Source organism: Flavobacteriales bacterium, from assembly GCA_021739695.1.
Classification (GTDB): Bacteria; Bacteroidota; Bacteroidia; order UBA10329; family UBA10329; genus UBA10329.
The window spans coordinates 1-18620 of sequence record JAIPBM010000010.1; the positions used below are offsets into that span (position 1 = coordinate 1).

An 18620-nucleotide genomic window follows, 5' to 3' on the forward strand; every position below is an offset into this window, starting at 1 on the left:
AAACCTACCGCTTAAAACGCTGCATTCCGTATTCAGAATTGAAATTGACCGCTAATGGTCATAGAATCCTACACCCTGAAAAGAAGAAAAATGATAGAAAATAAACTTTTAGTAAGTCTTGGTTTTTACCTCAGTTCTTCCTGAAACGAAACGAGGATGAGAAAGCGAGCAGTATTGATGTCACGAGTATCCAGTGATGAACAGGCAAAAGGATACAGTCTGGATGTTCAGACTGAATCATTAGAGAAGTACTGTGAGCGATCTGACATTGAAGTGGTCTATTCATTCAAAGAGGATCATTCAGCTAAAAACTTCGAGCGACCAGCGTTTAAAGAGTTTATCTCATTCGCAAAGAAGAACAGAGGTAAGATTGATGAGTTACTTTTCACTTCTTGGGATCGATTTTCAAGAAATATTCAAGAGGCCTACAAAGTCATTGATCTACTGAGAGAGTTGGGTATTTCACCCCAAGCAATAGAGCAGCCCATTGACCTTTCAACTCCAGAGAACAAGGCGATACTTGCCATGTATTTGGTCATTCCTGAAATAGATAACGACCGAAGATCGATCAAGACAAAAGGTGGTATCCGTGCAGCGCTTAAATCTGGTCGATGGTGTAGCAAAGCTCCATACGGTTACAGGAATACCAGAGATGAGAATAATAAACCGCTGATCGTACGCGGTGAACACAGCGATAACATCAGATGGGCATTCGAACAGGTGCTGGAAAATGCAACTCAGCGTGAAATACAGCGTGAATTGAATAAGCGCGGCTGCATGATTCAAAAGACCCGCGTTGGCCTCATGCTTAGGAATCCTGTTTACATTGGAAAGATTGAAGTTCCCGAATATGGAAAAGAACCTTACCAGTTAGTCGAAGGGGTACATGAAGCAATCGTTTCAGAAAAACTGTTCTATCAGGTACAGGATGCGTTGAATACTAAAGGTCCAAGGAGGGTAATGTCCAAGAAGACAAGCGACCAATTGCTACCATTACGCGGTAAACTCAAATGTTCTAAATGTGACGCAAAATTGACGGGCAGTCGATCACGTGGAAAATTGGGCGGTCATTACGCCTACTATCATTGCAACCATTGCAGGAATGAGCGCCATCGGGCAGACCTTATTAATCAAGTGATGGAAGAGGTCTTGGATTCTGCCAAATTGAACAGCAGACTTGACAGGTTAGTTGAAGCTATATGCGCTGACCTTTTAACTGCTGATAGTTCTCAAACAGCTGCCAAGGTCAATAAGTTGAAGCAGACCGTGTCGAAGCAGAACGACCGAATCCAGCGGTTGCAGGACAATCTTGCTGATGGAGTTGTTTCTTCAGATGACTATATGTCTATGAAGACGCGTTTTTCCAAGGAATTGAATGAAGCGCAGAACGAATTGAATCATTTAAAGGCTCATGATTCAAGCAAAGAATCAATTATTCGCAAAGCGGTCGAGGCTCTGAATAATTTAGGGGTGAACTATCGTAATTCTTCGGCAGACCGTAAGATTAAGCTTGTAGGTTCGATATTTCCAGAAATGATTGAATTTGACGGAAACAAATGTCGAACCCCGAAAATAAATGAAGCCGCTGCTCTGTGTTTCAATGTTGATGGGCGATTGCGAGGAAATAAAAAAGGGACACTTCATCAAAAAATGGAAGTGTCCCTTTTGGTAGCCCGTAGGGGAATCGAACCCCTGTTACCAGGATGAAAACCTGGCGTCCTAACCCCTAGACGAACGGGCCGTTTTATTTAACGGAGTGCAAATGTAAAATTTTATCAAAAATGAAAAACAATCGGTAAAAAATTATTCTGAAGAATCTTGTTCGTGACTGAATTGAAATCCTAATCGTTTGCCCGTTTTCACATTCATCTGCTTCGAAATGTCGATCATTTGGCCAACTTGAACCGGTCCCATGCTGGAAAAAGGTGGAGTTAAAAGGTCAAATTCTTGGCAGTATTGGACGGCAGACATGATGATCTTCCTTAGCGATGGTCCATCTAACTGCGAAGAACCGAAGTCGTTGTAGAGAAAACCCAATTGTTTTTTGCCTTCCATAAAATAGTGGCCTTCTGCATTCACAAACAATCGACCCACAAGATATCCAAGGTCTTCCAGTCGATTAAGTTCAAAGGAAGAATTCAGAAAATTGAAGATGCTGATCATCCCGCAGTATGCATTCAATCGGTCTTTTTCTACATACGAAGTTTTCCAAATCCGATGACTTCGATCAAAATCAAAGACATCATTATGCAGAAAGAAGATGACCACGTCTTCCCCAAATTTCAATTCAGCCTGAAAGTATCCCTTTTCAGTGTACTTGACATCAACGTTGGAGATGCTTTCAACATCGTCACAAAGTTCGTTAGCCAACTTTTCAGCCTCCGATTTGAGCGATTCGAAATAATCCTTGGTCTGATTAAGAACCTTTAGCTTGTGGGTGCTTTTCTCCTTTAGAGACGTAAGAATGGATTGATATTGCTCATTCGAATCCATTAATACGACTTAGCGAAAACCACTATCTGGTTAGAGTCATTCCCAGTATAAACACACTTTCCAGGAACCTTATACGAGTCCTCCAACGGAATGAGCCGAATTGTAGCTTTGGTCTCTTCTTTGATTATTTGCTCGGTCTCTGATGAACCGTCCCAATGAGCAAGAATGAATCCACCTTTATTCTCTAACACGTCTTTGAATTCTGTCCAAGAATTCACGCTTGTAGTATGTGTTTTTCGGTGTTCAAGTGCTTTTTGATACAGGTTGCTTTGAATTTCTTCAAGCAGAGATTGAACATGATCAGCAATTCCTTCGGCAGCTAGCGTTTCTTTGGTAAGTGTATCCCTTCTTGCCACTTCCAAGGTTCCGTTCTCAATATCGCGAGGTCCGAGACCGATGCGTACAGGAACGCCTTTGAATTCGTATTCGGCAAATTTCCAACCTGGTTTGTGTGTGTCGCGATCATCCAATTTCACCGAAATCCCTTTGGCTTCCAGTTCGGCTTTAATCTCACGAGCTCTATCGCACACCAATTTGTATTCTTCTTCCTTTCTGTAAATAGGAACAATGACCACTTTGAACGGAGCCACATTAGGAGGAAGAACAAGACCGTTATCATCTGAATGTGTCATGATCAAAGCGCCCATCAAACGTGTAGAAACACCCCAAGAAGTAGCCCACACGTAATCTTGCTTTCCATCTTGGCCAGTGAATTTTACGTCAAATGCTTTCGCGAAATTCTGTCCTAAGAAGTGTGAAGTGCCGGCTTGTAGTGCTTTTCCATCTTGCATCAATGCTTCTATGCAATATGTTTCAATGGCACCTGCAAAACGTTCGTTGGCTGATTTTGTGCCTTTCCAAACTGGCATTGCCAGGAAATTCTCTGCAAAATCAGCATAAACGTTCATCATTTGTTCAGCCTCGGCAATCGCTTCCTGTTGCGAAGCATGTGCCGTGTGTCCTTCTTGCCAAAGGAACTCGGCTGTTCGAAGAAACAACCTCGTTCGCATTTCCCATCGCACCACGTTGGCCCATTGGTTTATCAATATAGGTAGGTCACGATAACTCTGAATCCAATTTCTATATGTGTTCCAAATAATGGTTTCAGATGTTGGACGAACAATCAGCTCTTCTTCAAGTTTTGCAGTTTCATCTACTTCGATTCCACCATCAGCTGTACTTTTTAGGCGATAGTGAGTTACAACGGCACACTCTTTGGCAAAACCCTCCACATGACTGGCTTCTTTTGCAAAAAAGCTTTTTGGGATGAAGAGTGGGAAATAGGCATTGACGTGTCCGGTTGCTTTGAACTTTTTATCGAGTTCGGCCTGCATGCTTTCCCAAATGGAAAACCCATATGGTTTAATGACCATGCAGCCTCTTACAGCAGAGTTTTCTGCTAAATCGGCTTTTACAACAAGTTCGTTGTACCATTTCGAATAATCTTCTTCACGGGATGTAAAATCCTTCGCCATTTTGGTATGATGTTTGTAAGATTTGTAAACGTTTGCGAAAGGCCAAAATTAAACATTAAGCCGCGCTGACTGTCTTATAAAATGATTGATTGTAAAAGCCAAAAGCCATGAAACGTTCATCTTTCAAAATCATTCTTTCCGTAATCCTGTTCTCAACTGTATCGTTTTCAATCAGTGCTCAGGACGATGATGGAATTTACGGTGACATTTATCAAGCACCTACAATTACTGAAGAGGTGATTGATACGTCAGCCTCACCGCTCGATGGATATTCTACTGTTGATGATTATTATCCAGAAGGAGGCACTACAGGTTCTGTAAATGGTTCAGCTGAGAGCAATTCTCAGCAATATGTTGATCAGAATGGGAACAACATTACCAACAATTATTATGGCGATTACTATGAGGATGACAATGACTATTACTACGCTTCACGAATAAATCGCTTTTACAGGCCGATGTACAACTTCGGCTATTACAATTCTTATTACACCAACATGTACTATTATAATTACGACCCATTTTATTGGGGTACAAGTATTTATGGTGGCTATGGTTCTATGTTCGGATGGAATAATGGATGGAATAATGGCTGGGGAATGGGCTTTGGTTACGGCTATGGATATGGATGGAATAGTCCGTTCTATTATCCAGCTTGCTACGGTGGATATGGCGGCTACGGAGGTTTTGGTTACGGTTACGGAGGCTATGGTTATGGCGGTTATGGTGGCTACGGAGGATATTACAATACCTACGATTCAAACAGTGGAATTTACTACGGCCACCGAGGGTCAGAAGGAACTGGAGGTACAGTTGGTTCAGGATATAGAAACACATCGTTTGCAAACGTGTACAACAAGGCTGCTGAGAATGGACTGGTAAACCACGCGAACAATGGAAACATACTTCAAACTTCTGAGGGCAAAGCTGTTAAGGTTGATCAATCACGGTCTATTGTGAAAGAAAGTGCTTCACAAAATTCAGTGAACCAGATTAACAAGCAGATTGCCACTGAAAGGTCAACGGCTACTTCAAGCGAACGTGTGAACAGTTCGAGTGACGTTTCTAAGAATCCTTATCAACGTAGTTCTGCGGCAAATGTGCCGTCTACACAGCAGCGAAATATTGCTTCGAATGTGGATAGAGTACGCATTCAGTCAACCACGCCACCTAGAACCCGAACTAATCCGAGCAATGCGGGTAATGTTTATCAACGTGGTCAGGATATGTCGAAATACTCGGGTAATCAGCCTAGCAACCAACCTAGTCGGTCTACTTATCAAGATCGTGGAAATGGAAACATGTATCGTGACATTCAGCGTACACAGCCAAGTCAAAATAATAATGGTTACCAACCATCTCGTGGTGTGCAGCCTTCTAATGGACAATACACTAGGCCATCAAACGAACAACGACAGAATAATTATTCGCAACCTTCTCGAAACTATGCGCCACCTGCTAGAACAGCTCCTTCGCGAGGCACGCAGCAGCAGCAACCTTCTAGAAGCATAAGTCCAACACCAAACCGTGGCTCTAATAACAGTTATTCTGCACCATCTCGACCTTCTGGTTCTGGGTCTGTGCCGAGTTCAGGTAGCCGTGGTTCTTTCAGTTCACCTAGTAGAAGTTCGTCTGGATCAAGAGGCGGACGCCCATAAATTTCGAAACCATGAAAAGTATATGCATTCAGTTGATCTTAATCGTTGCGGTTGTTACGCTAACGAAAGTTGAGTCGTTCGCACAGAACGAATTGGATGCATTGCGCTATTCGCAGGTAGATGTTTTGGGAACAGCCCGATATTCGGCAATGGGCGGTGCTTTTGGAGCTTTAGGTGGCGACATGTCATCGATGGGAGTCAATCCAGCAGGAATCGGGGTATTTACCAAAAGCACAGGTTCGGCCACTATTTCTATCCTTTCAGCAGGAACAGACGCCACTTATTTAGGCACTTCGAGTTCCGACAATAAGGTAAATCTGAATATTTCGAATGTTGGATTCGTGGCCCGTTTCAAACGAAAAAGGGGAGACGATAAACAGTGGGCTTGGAAAGCATTCCATCTTGGTGTGACTTATAATAGAACTGCTAATTTTAATCGAAGGACTTCGATTGTAGGAGTCAATACATCCAGTTCGGCAATCGATCCATGGGTTGATCAGCTCAATAATTCTGGAATTCAATACGCTGATATTCCTACAAATGACTTTGTTCCTAGTTCTGGTTTGACCAATGCATACATGGGTTGGGGAACATTCTTGATAGATACAACTCCTGGTTCTGTCAATTCATATTTGCGGAATGTGCTTCCCAATTATGGACAATCGCAACAAGTGAAGGAAATGACCAAAGGTTCGATGGGCGAAGTGGCTATCACATTCGGAGGGAACTTCGGAAATGCACTTTATATTGGAGGAAGCATAGGCATTCCTCGTATCAATTATGAGTTGGAACGCGGCTATACCGAAAGTGATACGCAAGATTCTATTGCTGATTTTGATTCTTTCACAAAAACAGACTATTTGAAAGCTTCCGGAACTGGATTCAATTTCAAATTAGGAATGATCTACAGGCCAGTAAAATGGCTCAGATTAGGAGCTTCTGTTCACACGCCTTCTTATTTCAATATCAATGAGCAATACAAAAGCTTGATTGTGGCGAATGCTTTCGGAACTACCTTCAGTCAATCTACGTTGCAAGGAGCGTTCAAGTACAACTTGCAAACACCATTCAGAGCAATTGGAAGTTTGGGTTTTGTGGTCGGGAAAATAGGTTTGATCTCTGCTGATTATGAGTACGTAAACTATTCGTTAGCGCATTTCAGGTCTCGTAGTTATGGTTTTGATGTAGAGAACACCAACGTTCAAAGCCGTTTACATTGGGCAGGAAACATTCGAATTGGAACAGAATGGAGAATCAATTCGTTCAGTGTTCGTGGAGGTTTTGGAATCAATGGCGATCCATTCACCGGAAAATTCAATTTTGATAACACCCGATATTCGGTGGGAGCTGGTTTCAGATTAGATCATTTCTTCGTGGACTTGGCTTACAGTCTTCATAGAACAGTTAGTTCTTATGAAGTGTATGATGTGGCTTATGTGCCTTTGGCGAAAACGGTCACGATTGATAACAGTATTATCGCAACCGTTGGGTTCAGATTCTAATTTTTCAATCGTAAAATTCCCGCTTTCGCTTTTTGATTGATGCTGTTCTTGTATTCAGAATTATTGAATTCAGAGCATGCCTGGAATGCTTTTAAAGCTTCCTCTTTTCTTCCTGCATTTTCATAAAGCATTCCGAGCATCAACGAAGAATTTGCAGCAAAGTATCTGTTGCTTTCTCTTCCGTTCTCAATCGTTAATCTATAATAGTTTATGGCATCCTTGTCGTTGCCCATCTCATCATGTATTCGGGCAAGTCTGTACGTGAATTCCAGTTTCTCGTCCGTTGAGTTGACGCTTCCGTTTGGTGACGAAATCAGGGTGCTCAACGCTTCTTTGTAAAAACCACCGTCAAATTGCAGTCTTGCCTTCAGAAGGAATTTGTTTGGAACTTGGCCTGATTCAAATTCCTTCTGAGCTGATTTATCCTCATCAAGCATTGTATTTCCAGCATTTTCGACTTTGGAAATCTCCTTCTTGTAAAGAGCCACGTCATTTTTGACCAGCAAGGCATTCCAAGCCAATTTTTGGTGTGCTGCCTTCAGGTAGCTTTTTCCTTTGAATGTGCTCACGTATTTCTGCAGCGGAATACTCGCGTCTGCATCCATTCTGGCTAGTTTCAATTCTCCTAAAAGGAAATTCAGATACGGAAATGAATTGCTGTTTTTGGTCGAATTTTCCAGTGTTTTGATTGCCTCGTTCGTTTTTCCTGTCTCCTTTAGCAAACTCGCTTTCGAAAAATCCATAAGCGGACCCGATTCTACCGCCACTTTATCTGCAATACGACTCAAGGATTCAGCATCGTTCAACAGATTGATATGAAGAAAGCTCAAGAGGAAAAGGGTTTCTTTTCTCAGATTTTGGTATTGCTTTTTTCCTTCTGATCTGGAAATAACGGACTCCATTTCGTCAATTCCTTGTTCAATGCTGCCATCAACTCCCATCAGTTTGGTGGCCCATTTGTAATTGTCTGGAACGGTACCGATGAGCGTGTGTAAAAGTCCCATGCTCTTGTACGTTGGAAGAAAGTCTGGGAACTTCTGCTTGTTCTTTTCCAACGCATGAAAGGCCTTGTTGATTTCCCGAGCTCCGTTCAGGTATTCTCCGAAACGCATCATTGAAAATGCCCAATGCAAATGAATTTCACCTTCTACCAGCAACTTGTAGGGCGAGTTGCTTGGTAACTTGTCCAAGGCATTCAAACGCTCCGACCTCAATTCTTTCCGCAGTTCAAATTGCTGTTGATCTTCCGTTACTACAATGAACAGGAAGTCAGAAAGGTCGTCCAGATAAACTGGTGCCAAATTGCTTTCATCTGCCAAGCGTTGTTTCTGAATCAACGATGTAGCCTCGGCAAATTTCAGGTCGAGTAGGAGGGAATAGGACTTTTCATAGTCATCTCCAGTAACGAAATGCTGGCCTCGAACCTCGGTACAGACCGCAACGGCAAGAAAGATGGCGAAGATGTTTTTGAACATAGGGTACAAAAAAAGGGGATTCAATCTGAATCCCCTTCAATATTCTAGCCGAATATGATTTTATCCTTCTTCTCCGCTTCCATCAATGTCAGCATCAACAAGAACACGTCCACAATGCTCGCAAACGATGATTTTCTTTCTTAAGCTGATATCAAGGATACGCTGTGCAGGAACTTTATTGAAGCATCCGCCACAAGCGCTACGCTCAATTTTAACAACTGCCAATCCGTTCAAAGAATTCTCACGGATACGTTTGTAAGCTGTGATCAGACGGTCTTCAATGACTTTTTCAGCTTCTTTCGATTGCTTAGCAAGTTTAGCTTCGTCTTTTTCAGTTTCAGCAATGATAGAATCAAGCTCTGCTTTCTTGGCCTCAAGGTCTTTCTGACGTTCTTCCAAGTTCAACTTGGCGCCATCGATCATTACGTTCTTTGCCTCAATATTTGCGCGGAACTCGTTCATTTTCTTCTCACAAAGTTGGATTTCCAAATTTTGGAACTCAATCTCTTTGTTCAATGAGTCAAACTCACGATTGTTACGCACTTTACTTTGCTGCTCTTCGTATTTTTTGATGGCAGTAAGCGCATCAGTGATCATGTTTTTACGCTGAACGATTGCATCTTCAAATGCATTCACCTCATCGGTAAGATTTTGCAATCTTGTTTCAAGACCTGCAATATCATCCTCAAGATCTTGAACTTCCAATGGAAGCTCTCCTCGGATGGTTCTGATTCGGTCAATTTCAGAGTCAATTGTCTGAAGGTTATAAAGTGCTTTCAGTTTGTCTTCTACTGAAAATTCTGACCCTGTAGTAGCTTTTTTAGTCGCCATGCTTCTTATAGATAATTGATGGGGTTTGTTTTTACCCTTGTCAAACGGGGTGCAAAGGTAGGAAATTTATGTGCCAGTTTGTCTGCTAAAAGTGCAATCGTGAATTGTTCGCTTTCGTAATGACCGATATCGGCAATAATGATGCGGTTTTCAGCATCAAAAAACTGATGATACTTGAAATCGCCAGTGATGAAAACGTCAGCTTCTGCGGCCACGGCAGCGTTCAGAAGAAAACTTCCAGCGCCACCGCAAATTGCCACTCGTTTCACGTTCTTTTTATGCGGAAGTGTGTAACGAACACAGTCTGTTTTCATCGATGTTTTGAGTGATTTCAGAAATTCCAATGCATCCACTTCTTCAGTAAGGTCGCCAACCATGCCCGAACCGACCTCATTCCAAACGTTTTCCATAGGATAAACATCAAAAGCAACTTCCTCGTACGGATGTGCTTTCTTCATGGCACTCAAGACTTTTTTAACGGAGAAATCGGGTACAATGAACTCAATTCGTACTTCTTCTTCCTTATGGATCTGACCTTTTTCTCCTACAAATGGATTCGTCTTTTCGTTCCCTCTGAATGTTCCAGTTCCCGGAATGTTGAACGAACACTGGTCGTAATTGCCAATGTTGCCAGCGCCAGCATCGCACATTGCGGTTCTAAGCTGTTCTGCATAATCGGTTGGGCAGTAGGTCACTACTTTTTTGAGCAGTTGTTTTTTGGACTGAAGAATTCGCGTATTGACTAAACCAAGTCTTTCAGCAAACTTGCTGTTCACACCATCAATCACATTATCTAAATTGGTATGAATGGCATATAGAAGCACATCGTTTTTGATGGCTTTCATCACCGTTCGCTCCACATAATTGTTGCCATTGAAGCGTTTCAACCCACTGAAAACGATCGGATGGTGCGAAACGATGAGATTACAACCTTGCGAAAGGGCATCATCAATCACATCTTCGGTGCAATCTAAACTCACCAGTATTCCTGTTATCGGAGTTTGGCTGTCGCCTACCAACAATCCCGAATTATCGTAACTCTCTTGAAGTGATGGCGGAGCCAGCTCTTCCAGAAAATCAATGACCTCTTTCGCTTTCATATCTAAGATTTGGAACAATATTAATAAGAATGTAATGTTCGGTACTATATTCGGACCGTGCCTTTGTACCGACATCTTCTTTGGCCTTTTGCTATTGCCTATGGCATTGTCGTAGGTATTCGCAACTTACTTTTTACTATTGGTATTCTTCCTTCAAAGCAATTTGATGTTCCTGTTATCTGTGTTGGAAATCTGGAAATGGGCGGTACGGGTAAATCGCCTTTGGTCAGTTACATCGTGCGAATCTTACTTCGAAATTCGAAGCGTGTTGCAGTTATTAGTCGTGGTTACGGACGTTTAAGCTCTGGTTTTAAACTAGTTGAGGGAAATAGTCTAGCAACTGAAGTGGGCGATGAACCCTTGCAGCTCAAACGAAGACATCCAGAAGTTGCCGTTGCGGTTTGCGAAGATCGAGTGAAAGGAATTGAGCAACTATTGAATATGAAACCCAAGCCAGATTTCGTGATAATGGACGATGGTTTTCAGCATCGATGGGTGAAGCCGAGTTTTTCCATTTTGGTTACCAGCGCACACCTTCCGTTCATTTCCAATTGGTTGCTGCCAGTGGGAACCTTGAGAGAATCGATGTTTTCTGCTTCGCGCGCTGACATTATTGTAATGACTGGAGCAAGTGAAAACTCTGATTCGGCAATTGCGGAAGTGGAAAATGTGTACTTCTCAAAAACGCTTGTGAATGATGAAGTTCAGATTTCGGGTGAAGGGGCTGAACTGGATTTGCATCAATCGGTAGTAACCTTCTGCGGTATTGCAAATCCTGAACGTTTTGAAGGAATGATGCGAATGAATTTCAATGTACTTGAGCATCTAAGCTTTGCTGATCATCACAACTATAACCTTTCCGACCTCCAAAACCTGCGAAAAAAATTAGATAGTTTTGGCCCGGCCGTTGAGGCGGTCATTACAACAGAGAAGGATGCGGTTCGCCTCATCAATACTTCTCTTTTAAAAGAACTTGGACAGATACCTGTTTTCTACATTCCGATAGAGATGGAAATGCTCTTTGGTAGATCAGAGGAATTCGAAAAATTGATTTTGGAACATGGAAAACATGCTTGAGAAAATACAGGAGACGGCCAGCTATTTAAAGAAGCGAACAGGCGCATCTCCGGTTGTTGGAATCATCCTCGGAACTGGACTTGGTGGGCTTGTCAAAGAGATTGAGGCTGAACATGTTGTGCCTTACGAGGAAATCCCAAATTTCCCAGTTTCTACTGTGGAAGGTCATTCTGGTAAGTTGATTTTCGGACAGCTTGGTGGAAAGTCGGTGATGGCAATGCAAGGTCGTTTTCATTACTATGAGGGCTACGATATGAAACAGGTGACGTTTCCTGTTCGTGTTATGAAAGCTTTGGGTATGAATGACCTTGTGGTTTCTAACGCAAGTGGTGGCGTAAATCCCGATTTCGAAATCGGTGACCTGATGATCTTGAACGATCACATCAATTTGTTTCCTACAAATCCATTGATCGGAAAGAACTATCCTGAGTTAGGACCTCGTTTTCCTGATATGAGTGAGGCTTACGATAAAGAACTTATTGCCAAGGCCAAGGAAATTGCTTCAGCCAATGGAATCAACGTTCAGGAAGGGATTTATGCCGGATTGAGCGGACCTTGTCTCGAAACTCCTGCTGAATATCTATACGTTCGAAATGTTGGTGCTGATGCTGTTGGAATGTCTACTGTGCCTGAGGTAATTGTTGGAAGACATGGCAACATGCGCTGCTTTGCTGTTTCCATCATCACGGATCTTGGTGTTCCAGGTAAAATTGTAAAAGTGACGCATGAAGATGTGATCAACGTGGCAGCCAAGGCTGAGCCTAAGATGACCTTGATCATGAAAGAACTTATTTCTCAGATGTAGCAACAAAAAAGCCTGAACTCGTTGAAACAAGTTCAGGCTGAAGTAAAGTAGTCTGTAAGTAGAAGTTATTCCTGAATCTCGATCATTTTGAACGGAACATTGATGATGCTTTGGTAATCCTCGCCAGCCTCAAGCATGTCTTCATCATCTTCCTCGTAGTACCAGTTTATTACAATTTCGCTGCCATTCTTGTTCATCGTCTCCATTTTCTTGAACAGATCAAGAAGGCATTTTGACGAGCTGGTATTGAAATATTCCAATTGAATATCGCAAACCGTTTTAGACTGCGGTTTTCTCGAGTAGTTTTCAAGCCAATCTACCAATGGTTTGTAAAACTCGATGGAGTTTTCTGGTATTGACCGACCTTTAAGAAGCAGCGCTCCTTTGTCGTGGTCAAAGTTTACGTTAGGTGTTTTCGGTGTTCCTTCTAAAAATATCGAATCCATGTTACCGATGTTTTCTGGTTAATTTTCGTCTACGTTAATATTAAGGCTGAAAAATGAATATTCTTCATTCAGCTTGGCAAATTCATAATTCAGCTTTTTTCCTGTTTTTTGGGCAATATCAATCATTCCCAATCCTCCACCGCCTTTTACCGATCGACCATCACTGTTCAAAACTTCCTTGTAAAGGTCTTTCAGTTCTTCTCTATCCAGAGAGTTTATGCGGTCTAATCTATCTTGGAATGAATCTTTTCTTTCCGTCAGAATGTAGTTTCCTGTGGTAATGGAATAACCATTATTGTTCAGACTGATCATGAAAATGGCAGACCGATCTGTTCCGTTCTTAGCCATTTCTGAAGGCACTTCATCTATGTGATGATATAGATTCTGAAGACACTCAACAAGCACATTGTAAACCTTCTTGCGCAGCTTTGGAGCTTCATTCATGTCATCCATTCGCTGTTCGATGATCTGAAGAATCGAAGACATCAACTCGGAAGTCACGTCTCCTTTAAATGACAGAACGACCTTGTTCGATTCCATTCTGTGATATAGGTCGTATATGTTCATTTCCTCGTCTCGCTCAGCAATTTTAACTTGGTTTCTGCCAAAATTATCAGTCATTACTCATTTAATCTGGTTTGGAAAATCCAACTCCAGCACCTGGTTTCGTGAGGTTATACACCGCTTAAACAAAATAGGTTACTGCGTTTTCTTAAAAAATTGTTGTGGTTATAAAGAAATTGGATGATGTCTAGGTCGTAAGGCAGTTAAGCGACACAATTGAATAAATTAGCCGCTCAATAGATTATCTGTGCAAGACTGGTTCGCTACTTGGTTTAACTCACCTTATTATCATACCCTATATCAAGATAGGGATCATTCTGAAGCAGAGAATTTTGTCGATGTCTTGGTCTCGCACGTGCAGTTGCCAAAAGGTTCAAAGGTTTTAGATCTTGCCTGCGGAAAAGGGCGTCATTCACTGCATCTTTTCAAACACGGATTTCAAGTTATTGGAATTGATCTTTCTGAAGAAAGCATAGCCGAGGCGAGACTGAATGAGCAGGAAGGATTGGAATTCTTTGAGCACGACATGCGATCACTCTATTGGACAGATTATTTTGATCTGGTGGTGAATCTGTTTACAAGCTTCGGATATTTCCACAGCAAAATGGATGATCAACAAACAATTTCCTCCATTGCCGATTCTCTAAAACCGGATGGGTTGTTTGTGCTCGATTTTATGAACTCGGTGAAGGTGGTCGGGAATCTGATCACTTACGAGGAAAAGACAATTGATGATATTCGCTTTGAAATAACCAGAGGAGTGGAGAAAGGAGTGATCGTAAAGCGCATTCATGTGGTTGATGGAGAAGTGGAGCTTGATTTTGAAGAACAGGTTGATGCACTCAAACTTTCTGATTTTGAATCGTATTTCACCGCTGCAGGACTTGAGTTGTTGTCTACTTTCGGAGATTATCATTTGAACCCTTTTGAACCTGAAATTTCTGACCGTTTGATATTGGTCGCTAAAAAGCCAACTGCCTGATGGAACTTCTCATTCTCTTAGTAGGAGCCTTTGTGGGCGGTATGCTTGCATGGGCCATCAAAGTAGAAAAGTCGAATATGAAGCTGATTCTAGCATTCAGCGGAGCTTTCATGCTCGGCCTGTGCTTTTTTCATGTCTTACCCGAATCGTATGAATCAGTTGGAAGTAAGGCCGGTGTTTGGGTCTTGGTGGGTTTCATGGTTCAGATCATGCTCGAAGTGCTTTCTAAAGGCATGGAACACGGGCATGCACATGCATTGCACGGAAAACAATTGCCCTTGGCTTTGTTTGTCGGATTAGGATTGCACGCGCTTTTAGAAGGTCTTCCATTTGGTGGTGAACATGCCCACGAGCATCATTCGTTACTAGCAGGTGTCATCATCCATAAAATTCCTGTAGCATTCATTCTTGGAACCGTTTTGCGCGGTGCCGGATTTACAATGCTTCAAGGAGCTGTAGCCATTTTTGGCTTTGCGGCAATGGCGCCATTAGGAGGCATTCTTAGTCATTTTCTTGAAGGTAAACTGGCAGATGCTGTCGTGTTCCAAGGAACTGTTCAGGCCATTTTGGTAGGTGTTTTTCTTCACATCGCCACTACCATCATTTTTGAATCAGACAAAGGACACGCCTTCAACATTACCAAGCTGTTGGCCATTGTTGCTGGCTTCGTATTGGCCTTTTTGTCGGTTTAAGCTTACGTTAGATCGAACATCGTTCGAGGCTATCTGTTACCTTTGCAGTCGAATAAAATTCTAATCAAAAATCAAACGATAAAATGTCAACATTAGTAGGTAAGAAAGCACCGTCATTCAAAGCGGCTGCTGTAGTTAACGGAGGTACAGTTGAGGCAGATTTCTCATTGGATCAATATGTAGGAAAAAAGAATGTGGTGTTCTTTTTCTATCCAAAGGATTTCACATTTGTATGCCCTTCAGAGCTTCACGCATTTCAAGATAAATTGGCAGAATTTGAAGCAAGAAACACTGCTGTTGTTGCTTGCTCAACCGATACGGAAGAAACGCATTGGGGTTGGTTGCAAATGGATAAAGGAGCCGGTGGCATCAAAGGAGTGAAGTATCCTATCGTAGCAGATACGGCTAAAACCATTTCTGCCAACTACGGAGTTCTTTTCGGAGAGTACGATATGGACGAAGAAGGAAATCTTATGGCCACAGGTCCGATGATCGCTTACCGTGGTCTTTTCCTTATCGATAAAGCTGGTACAGTGCGTCATGCTTTGGTTAACGACCTTCCATTGGGAAGAAACGTGGACGAAGCTTTGAGAATGGTTGATGCACTTACCTTCTTCGAAGAGAACGGTGAGGTTTGTCCTGCCAACTGGGTTAAAGGTTCGGAAGGAATGAAAGCAACTCACGAAGGTGTTGCAAGCTATTTGGCAGCTCACTAAGCCTTAGAAAGCTCATTGAAAATCCCTGCTCCGAGCTATCGGAGCAGGGATTTTTGCATTATGGGAGGTTGAAAAATGCCTTACTTAAATTGCCTGTACCTTAGAGGCACATTAACATGATTAAACTGAAATGAGATTTACTCTACTATCAATGATTGTCGTTGCGATGGTCTTTCAAACACGGATTGTGACTGCTCAAACCGTAGACCCGAATGCAGTTGACGGCCATATCCACATAAAACTATCAGACGCTGCGCCTATTAACCTGGCTGGTTACACGGGTGGAAACTTGGCGCTTGACTTGCTTTTTACTGCATCCGGACTCGATAGTATTTACAAGCCATTTCCAATGGCTGGAACTGCCCTCGACAGCATTTACCGGATTGTTTTTCCAAATGTTGGACAAGTAAATGCGCTGATAACTGCGTTGAATGCGTTGCCTTATATCGAATACGCGGAAAAAGATCCGATGGCATTTGCGTTCAATACACCCAATGATCTACAAACAAATCAATGGTCACTCCAGAAAATTCAAGCGGAGTTGGGGTGGAATTATACAACTGGTTCGAGCAATGTGCTGGTAGCGGTTCTTGATAATGCCATCGCTATTGATCATCAGGATCTATTGGCCAATATTTATACAAACGCTGCCGAAGCTGGAGGTTTTCCACTCCTTGATGATGATGGGAATGGCCGTGCCGATGATGTGAATGGATTTGACGTGGTGGATAATGATAGTAATCCGCGGCCGCCAGCCAACGCTTCGGGCAACAATGATGGATTTACGCACGGAACACACGTGGCGGGCATTGCAGGCGCAGCCACCAATAATGGAATAGGAATGGCTTCCATTGGTCATTCAATCAAGATTCTTCCGGTTAAAATTGCCGACAATGCCAATGGAAATCTTTCAGGAGGACTTGATGGAGTTTTCTACGCCATGCGTTCAGGAGTGGACGTGATCAGTATGTCGTGGGGATTGATAAATGATGTCATTACCTTCAAAACACTCATTCAGCAGACGGCTGCCGCAGGAATTCTGATGGTGGCAGCTGCTGGAAATGATGGTGATCAGACTTTACAATATCCTGCTGCCTATCCTGAAGTGATCAGCGTGGGCGCCACGGATCAGAACGATCGAAGGGCATCATTTTCCAATTACGGTTCAACCATAGATGTCATGGCTCCGGGAGTTGACATTTACAGCACATTTCCAGAAGGAAATAACACCTACGGAAATTACAGTGGCACGTCTATGGCCACACCAATGGTTGCCGGTTTGGCGGCCTTGGTCAAATCGCATTTTCCAAGCATGACCGCTGCACAGATTCGTGCTCGGATAGAAGCAGGCTGCGAAGATATCAGTGCTCAGAATCCAGGAATGAACGGGCAGTTAGGCGCTGGTCGTATCAATGCCTTTCAAACATTGGGAAATGTTTCGGTGGCGGAATTGGCAGACAATGGTTTCAGCATTTGGCCGAATCCATGTTCTGAATTAATTCAACTCAAAAAGCCGATTGAAATGGATGTAATATCTATTCACATCATTGATATTTCTGGCCGCGAAGTGCTCCGTTCTGCATGGACAAGCCATCTTGATATCAGCATGTTCTCTTCCGGAATGTATTCGCTTAGTGTGGCAACGAACAAAGGAATGATGCAGACGAAATTGATGGTGAATTAATCATGAAAGAGTTCCTTTTGCTTTGCGTTATGGCATGTTTGATTTCAAACTCTTCTTATGCTCAAACACCTGTCATCACCGAATTGTGCGAACTCCCTTCGGCAGTAACGGAAACGTCTGGACTCGAAAATGGACCTAACAGTTGGTTTTGGACGCATAACGATAGCGGAAATCCTGCGGTTCTTTACGCGGTAGATACGGCAGGAAACATCCAGCGGACTGTTTCTGTAATTGGTGATGCCAATGTTGATTGGGAGGAAATAACCAAAGACGAAAATGGCAATATCTACATTGGAAACTTCGGGAACAATTCCTTGAACAGAACGGAACTTCGGATTGTGAAAATCCCGAGCATTGATACCTGCACGGTCAATGCATATGTCACTGATACCATCCGATTCAGCTATCCCGATCAATCAGCATTTCCGCCAAACGGAACCTACGGAAATTTCGATATGGAAGCTATGTTTCACTTTCAGGATTCGGTGCATCTTTTCAGTAAAGACCGCTCCAATCCTGGAACAGGATTTACCAAACATTATAGGCTACCTCAGCTTGGCGGAACGTATGTTGCCGAATTGGTAGATAGTTTCCAAACGGGCTCGATCAGTTATGTGTTTGCCGTAACTGCTGCTGATATTTCTGATGATGGAAATGAAGTTGTGCTATTGAGCGCAGATAAGATCTGGCTATTTAACAATTTCTCTGGGACCGATTTTTTTGCTGGCGATGTTGCTACGCTCAATTTGAGCGTATTCTCTCAAAAGGAAGGAATCTGTTTCAGAAATGGATTTCTGTATGTGACAGACGAAGCCTCGTTCGGGTTAGGAGGGAAGATGTACCGCATTCATCCCGGGTTGTTCGTTCAGGTTGATGAAACTGCGAAAGAGTTAGAAATAGAAGCCATTTATGGTCAGAACCTGCGCTTGGCCGAACTTCGATTTTCGGAGAACGAATCCGTGAGCTGGCAAGTATTCAGTACCGATGGGCGTTTGCTGCAAGAGGGTAAAGCCCGTGAGCGCATTTTAGCTTCTGAACTCGCCCAATCGAGTGGGGTTTATGTATTGCAATTGCGAAACGAAAAAGGAGCGAAAGCCATGCTCATTCAACTCTGATGGGC

The 18620-nt window shown here is 42.7% G+C and carries 17 protein-coding genes, 1 tRNA gene and 1 pseudogene; 11 read left to right on the plus strand and 8 right to left on the minus strand.

The window, feature by feature from the left end; all coding sequences use genetic code 11:
* Positions 1-156: 156 nt before the first annotated feature.
* Both K9J17_07930 and K9J17_07935 read left to right on the plus strand, forming a co-directional pair.
* Positions 157-615: pseudogene (locus K9J17_07930) on the plus strand (recombinase family protein).
* Positions 616-960: 345 nt separating this feature from the next.
* A complete protein-coding gene (locus K9J17_07935) occupies positions 961-1707 on the plus strand; it encodes a zinc ribbon domain-containing protein (GenBank protein MCF8276648.1) in 747 nt (248 codons plus the stop codon).
* On the opposite strand, the gene K9J17_07940 is transcribed toward K9J17_07935, so the two are convergent.
* The 3 genes from K9J17_07940 to proS all read right to left on the minus strand — a co-directional run bounded on the left by K9J17_07940 (position 1667) and on the right by proS (position 3968).
* Positions 1667-1741, minus strand: a tRNA-Glu gene (locus tag K9J17_07940). The genes K9J17_07935 and K9J17_07940 overlap by 41 nt on opposite strands.
* A gap of 256 nt (positions 1742-1997) precedes the next feature.
* Positions 1998-2075, minus strand: coding sequence for a KxYKxGKxW signal peptide domain-containing protein (locus K9J17_07945; protein MCF8276649.1), 78 nt, complete (start codon positions 2073-2075; stop codon positions 1998-2000).
* Between the two features lie 417 nt (positions 2076-2492).
* Positions 2493-3968, minus strand: a complete 1476-nt coding sequence (proS, locus tag K9J17_07950; protein MCF8276650.1) for a proline--tRNA ligase — start codon at positions 3966-3968, stop codon at positions 2493-2495.
* Between the two features lie 107 nt (positions 3969-4075).
* Here proS and K9J17_07955 point away from each other — a divergent pair, with 107 nt between their 5' ends.
* Together K9J17_07955 and K9J17_07960 are read left to right on the plus strand one after the other, a co-directional pair.
* Positions 4076-5626, plus strand: coding sequence for a hypothetical protein (locus K9J17_07955; protein MCF8276651.1), 1551 nt, complete (start codon positions 4076-4078; stop codon positions 5624-5626).
* Positions 5627-5637: 11 nt separating this feature from the next.
* Positions 5638-7128 (plus strand): hypothetical protein, encoded by a 1491-nt coding sequence (locus tag K9J17_07960; protein MCF8276652.1) that lies wholly within the window; start codon positions 5638-5640, stop codon positions 7126-7128.
* On the opposite strand, the gene K9J17_07965 is transcribed toward K9J17_07960, so the two are convergent.
* The 3 genes from K9J17_07965 to K9J17_07975 are packed head-to-tail and all read right to left on the minus strand — an operon-like array spanning position 7125 to position 10534.
* Complete coding sequence (locus tag K9J17_07965; GenBank protein ID MCF8276653.1) at positions 7125-8603, minus strand: tetratricopeptide repeat protein; 1479 nt, start codon at positions 8601-8603, stop codon at positions 7125-7127. The genes K9J17_07960 and K9J17_07965 overlap by 4 nt on opposite strands.
* Before the next feature lie 60 nt (positions 8604-8663).
* Positions 8664-9434 (minus strand): hypothetical protein, encoded by a 771-nt coding sequence (locus K9J17_07970; GenBank protein MCF8276654.1) that lies wholly within the window; start codon positions 9432-9434, stop codon positions 8664-8666.
* A gap of 5 nt (positions 9435-9439) precedes the next feature.
* Positions 9440-10534: a Nif3-like dinuclear metal center hexameric protein gene (locus K9J17_07975; protein MCF8276655.1), complete on the minus strand. Its 1095-nt coding sequence runs from the start codon at positions 10532-10534 to the stop codon at positions 9440-9442.
* A 57-nt stretch (positions 10535-10591) separates the two neighbouring features.
* Here K9J17_07975 and lpxK point away from each other — a divergent pair, with 57 nt between their 5' ends.
* Complete coding sequence (gene lpxK / locus K9J17_07980) at positions 10592-11611, plus strand: tetraacyldisaccharide 4'-kinase (GenBank protein MCF8276656.1); 1020 nt, start codon at positions 10592-10594, stop codon at positions 11609-11611.
* The gene (locus tag K9J17_07985) at positions 11604-12416 is read left to right on the plus strand and encodes a purine-nucleoside phosphorylase (GenBank protein MCF8276657.1); all 813 of its coding nucleotides are present in this window, start codon (positions 11604-11606) and stop codon (positions 12414-12416) included. Before lpxK ends, K9J17_07985 begins: the two co-directional genes overlap by 8 nt.
* Positions 12417-12481: 65 nt before the next feature.
* Here the strand turns inward: K9J17_07985 and K9J17_07990 are convergent, their stop codons facing one another.
* Both K9J17_07990 and K9J17_07995 read right to left on the minus strand, forming a co-directional pair.
* Entirely contained in the window at positions 12482-12862 is a 381-nt protein-coding gene (locus K9J17_07990) for a DUF1987 domain-containing protein (protein ID MCF8276658.1), read from the minus strand.
* A gap of 18 nt (positions 12863-12880) precedes the next feature.
* Complete coding sequence (locus K9J17_07995; protein MCF8276659.1) at positions 12881-13483, minus strand: SiaB family protein kinase; 603 nt, start codon at positions 13481-13483, stop codon at positions 12881-12883.
* 190 nt (positions 13484-13673) lie between these two features.
* Between K9J17_07995 and K9J17_08000 the strand changes: the two genes are divergently transcribed.
* The 5 genes from K9J17_08000 to K9J17_08020 all read left to right on the plus strand — a co-directional run bounded on the left by K9J17_08000 (position 13674) and on the right by K9J17_08020 (position 18615).
* Positions 13674-14408: a class I SAM-dependent methyltransferase gene (locus K9J17_08000; protein MCF8276660.1), complete on the plus strand. Its 735-nt coding sequence runs from the start codon at positions 13674-13676 to the stop codon at positions 14406-14408.
* A complete protein-coding gene (locus tag K9J17_08005) occupies positions 14408-15100 on the plus strand; it encodes a ZIP family metal transporter (protein ID MCF8276661.1) in 693 nt (230 codons plus the stop codon). Before K9J17_08000 ends, K9J17_08005 begins: the two co-directional genes overlap by 1 nt.
* An 83-nt stretch (positions 15101-15183) precedes the next feature.
* The gene (locus K9J17_08010; GenBank protein ID MCF8276662.1) at positions 15184-15816 is read left to right on the plus strand and encodes a peroxiredoxin; all 633 of its coding nucleotides are present in this window, start codon (positions 15184-15186) and stop codon (positions 15814-15816) included.
* Positions 15817-15946: 130 nt separating this feature from the next.
* Positions 15947-17500 carry a S8 family serine peptidase gene (locus tag K9J17_08015; GenBank protein MCF8276663.1) on the plus strand — a complete coding sequence of 518 codons (1554 nt, stop codon included), beginning with the start codon at positions 15947-15949 and terminating at the stop codon, positions 17498-17500.
* Positions 17501-17502: 2 nt separating this feature from the next.
* Complete coding sequence (locus K9J17_08020; protein ID MCF8276664.1) at positions 17503-18615, plus strand: hypothetical protein; 1113 nt, start codon at positions 17503-17505, stop codon at positions 18613-18615.
* The last annotated feature ends 5 nt before the right edge of the window (positions 18616-18620 follow it).

Bases quoted from the DNA above. Each gene is read 5' to 3' on its own strand.
- K9J17_07935 (MCF8276648.1), top strand. From the start codon at position 961: ATGTCCAAGAAGACAAGCGACCAATTGCTACCATTACGCGGTAAACTC.
- K9J17_07945 (MCF8276649.1), bottom strand. From the start codon at position 2,075: ATGCAGAAGGCCACTATTTTATGGAAGGCAAAAAACAATTGGGTTTTC.
- proS (MCF8276650.1), bottom strand. From the start codon at position 3,968: ATGGCGAAGGATTTTACATCCCGTGAAGAAGATTATTCGAAATGGTAC.
- K9J17_07955 (MCF8276651.1), top strand. From the start codon at position 4,076: ATGAAACGTTCATCTTTCAAAATCATTCTTTCCGTAATCCTGTTCTCA.
- K9J17_07960 (MCF8276652.1), top strand. From the start codon at position 5,638: ATGAAAAGTATATGCATTCAGTTGATCTTAATCGTTGCGGTTGTTACG.
- K9J17_07965 (MCF8276653.1), bottom strand. From the start codon at position 8,603: ATGTTCAAAAACATCTTCGCCATCTTTCTTGCCGTTGCGGTCTGTACC.
- K9J17_07970 (MCF8276654.1), bottom strand. From the start codon at position 9,434: ATGGCGACTAAAAAAGCTACTACAGGGTCAGAATTTTCAGTAGAAGAC.
- K9J17_07975 (MCF8276655.1), bottom strand. From the start codon at position 10,534: ATGAAAGCGAAAGAGGTCATTGATTTTCTGGAAGAGCTGGCTCCGCCA.
- K9J17_07985 (MCF8276657.1), top strand. From the start codon at position 11,604: ATGCTTGAGAAAATACAGGAGACGGCCAGCTATTTAAAGAAGCGAACA.
- K9J17_07990 (MCF8276658.1), bottom strand. From the start codon at position 12,862: ATGGATTCGATATTTTTAGAAGGAACACCGAAAACACCTAACGTAAAC.
- K9J17_07995 (MCF8276659.1), bottom strand. From the start codon at position 13,483: ATGACTGATAATTTTGGCAGAAACCAAGTTAAAATTGCTGAGCGAGAC.
- K9J17_08005 (MCF8276661.1), top strand. From the start codon at position 14,408: ATGGAACTTCTCATTCTCTTAGTAGGAGCCTTTGTGGGCGGTATGCTT.
- K9J17_08010 (MCF8276662.1), top strand. From the start codon at position 15,184: ATGTCAACATTAGTAGGTAAGAAAGCACCGTCATTCAAAGCGGCTGCT.
- K9J17_08015 (MCF8276663.1), top strand. From the start codon at position 15,947: ATGAGATTTACTCTACTATCAATGATTGTCGTTGCGATGGTCTTTCAA.
- K9J17_08020 (MCF8276664.1), top strand. From the start codon at position 17,503: ATGAAAGAGTTCCTTTTGCTTTGCGTTATGGCATGTTTGATTTCAAAC.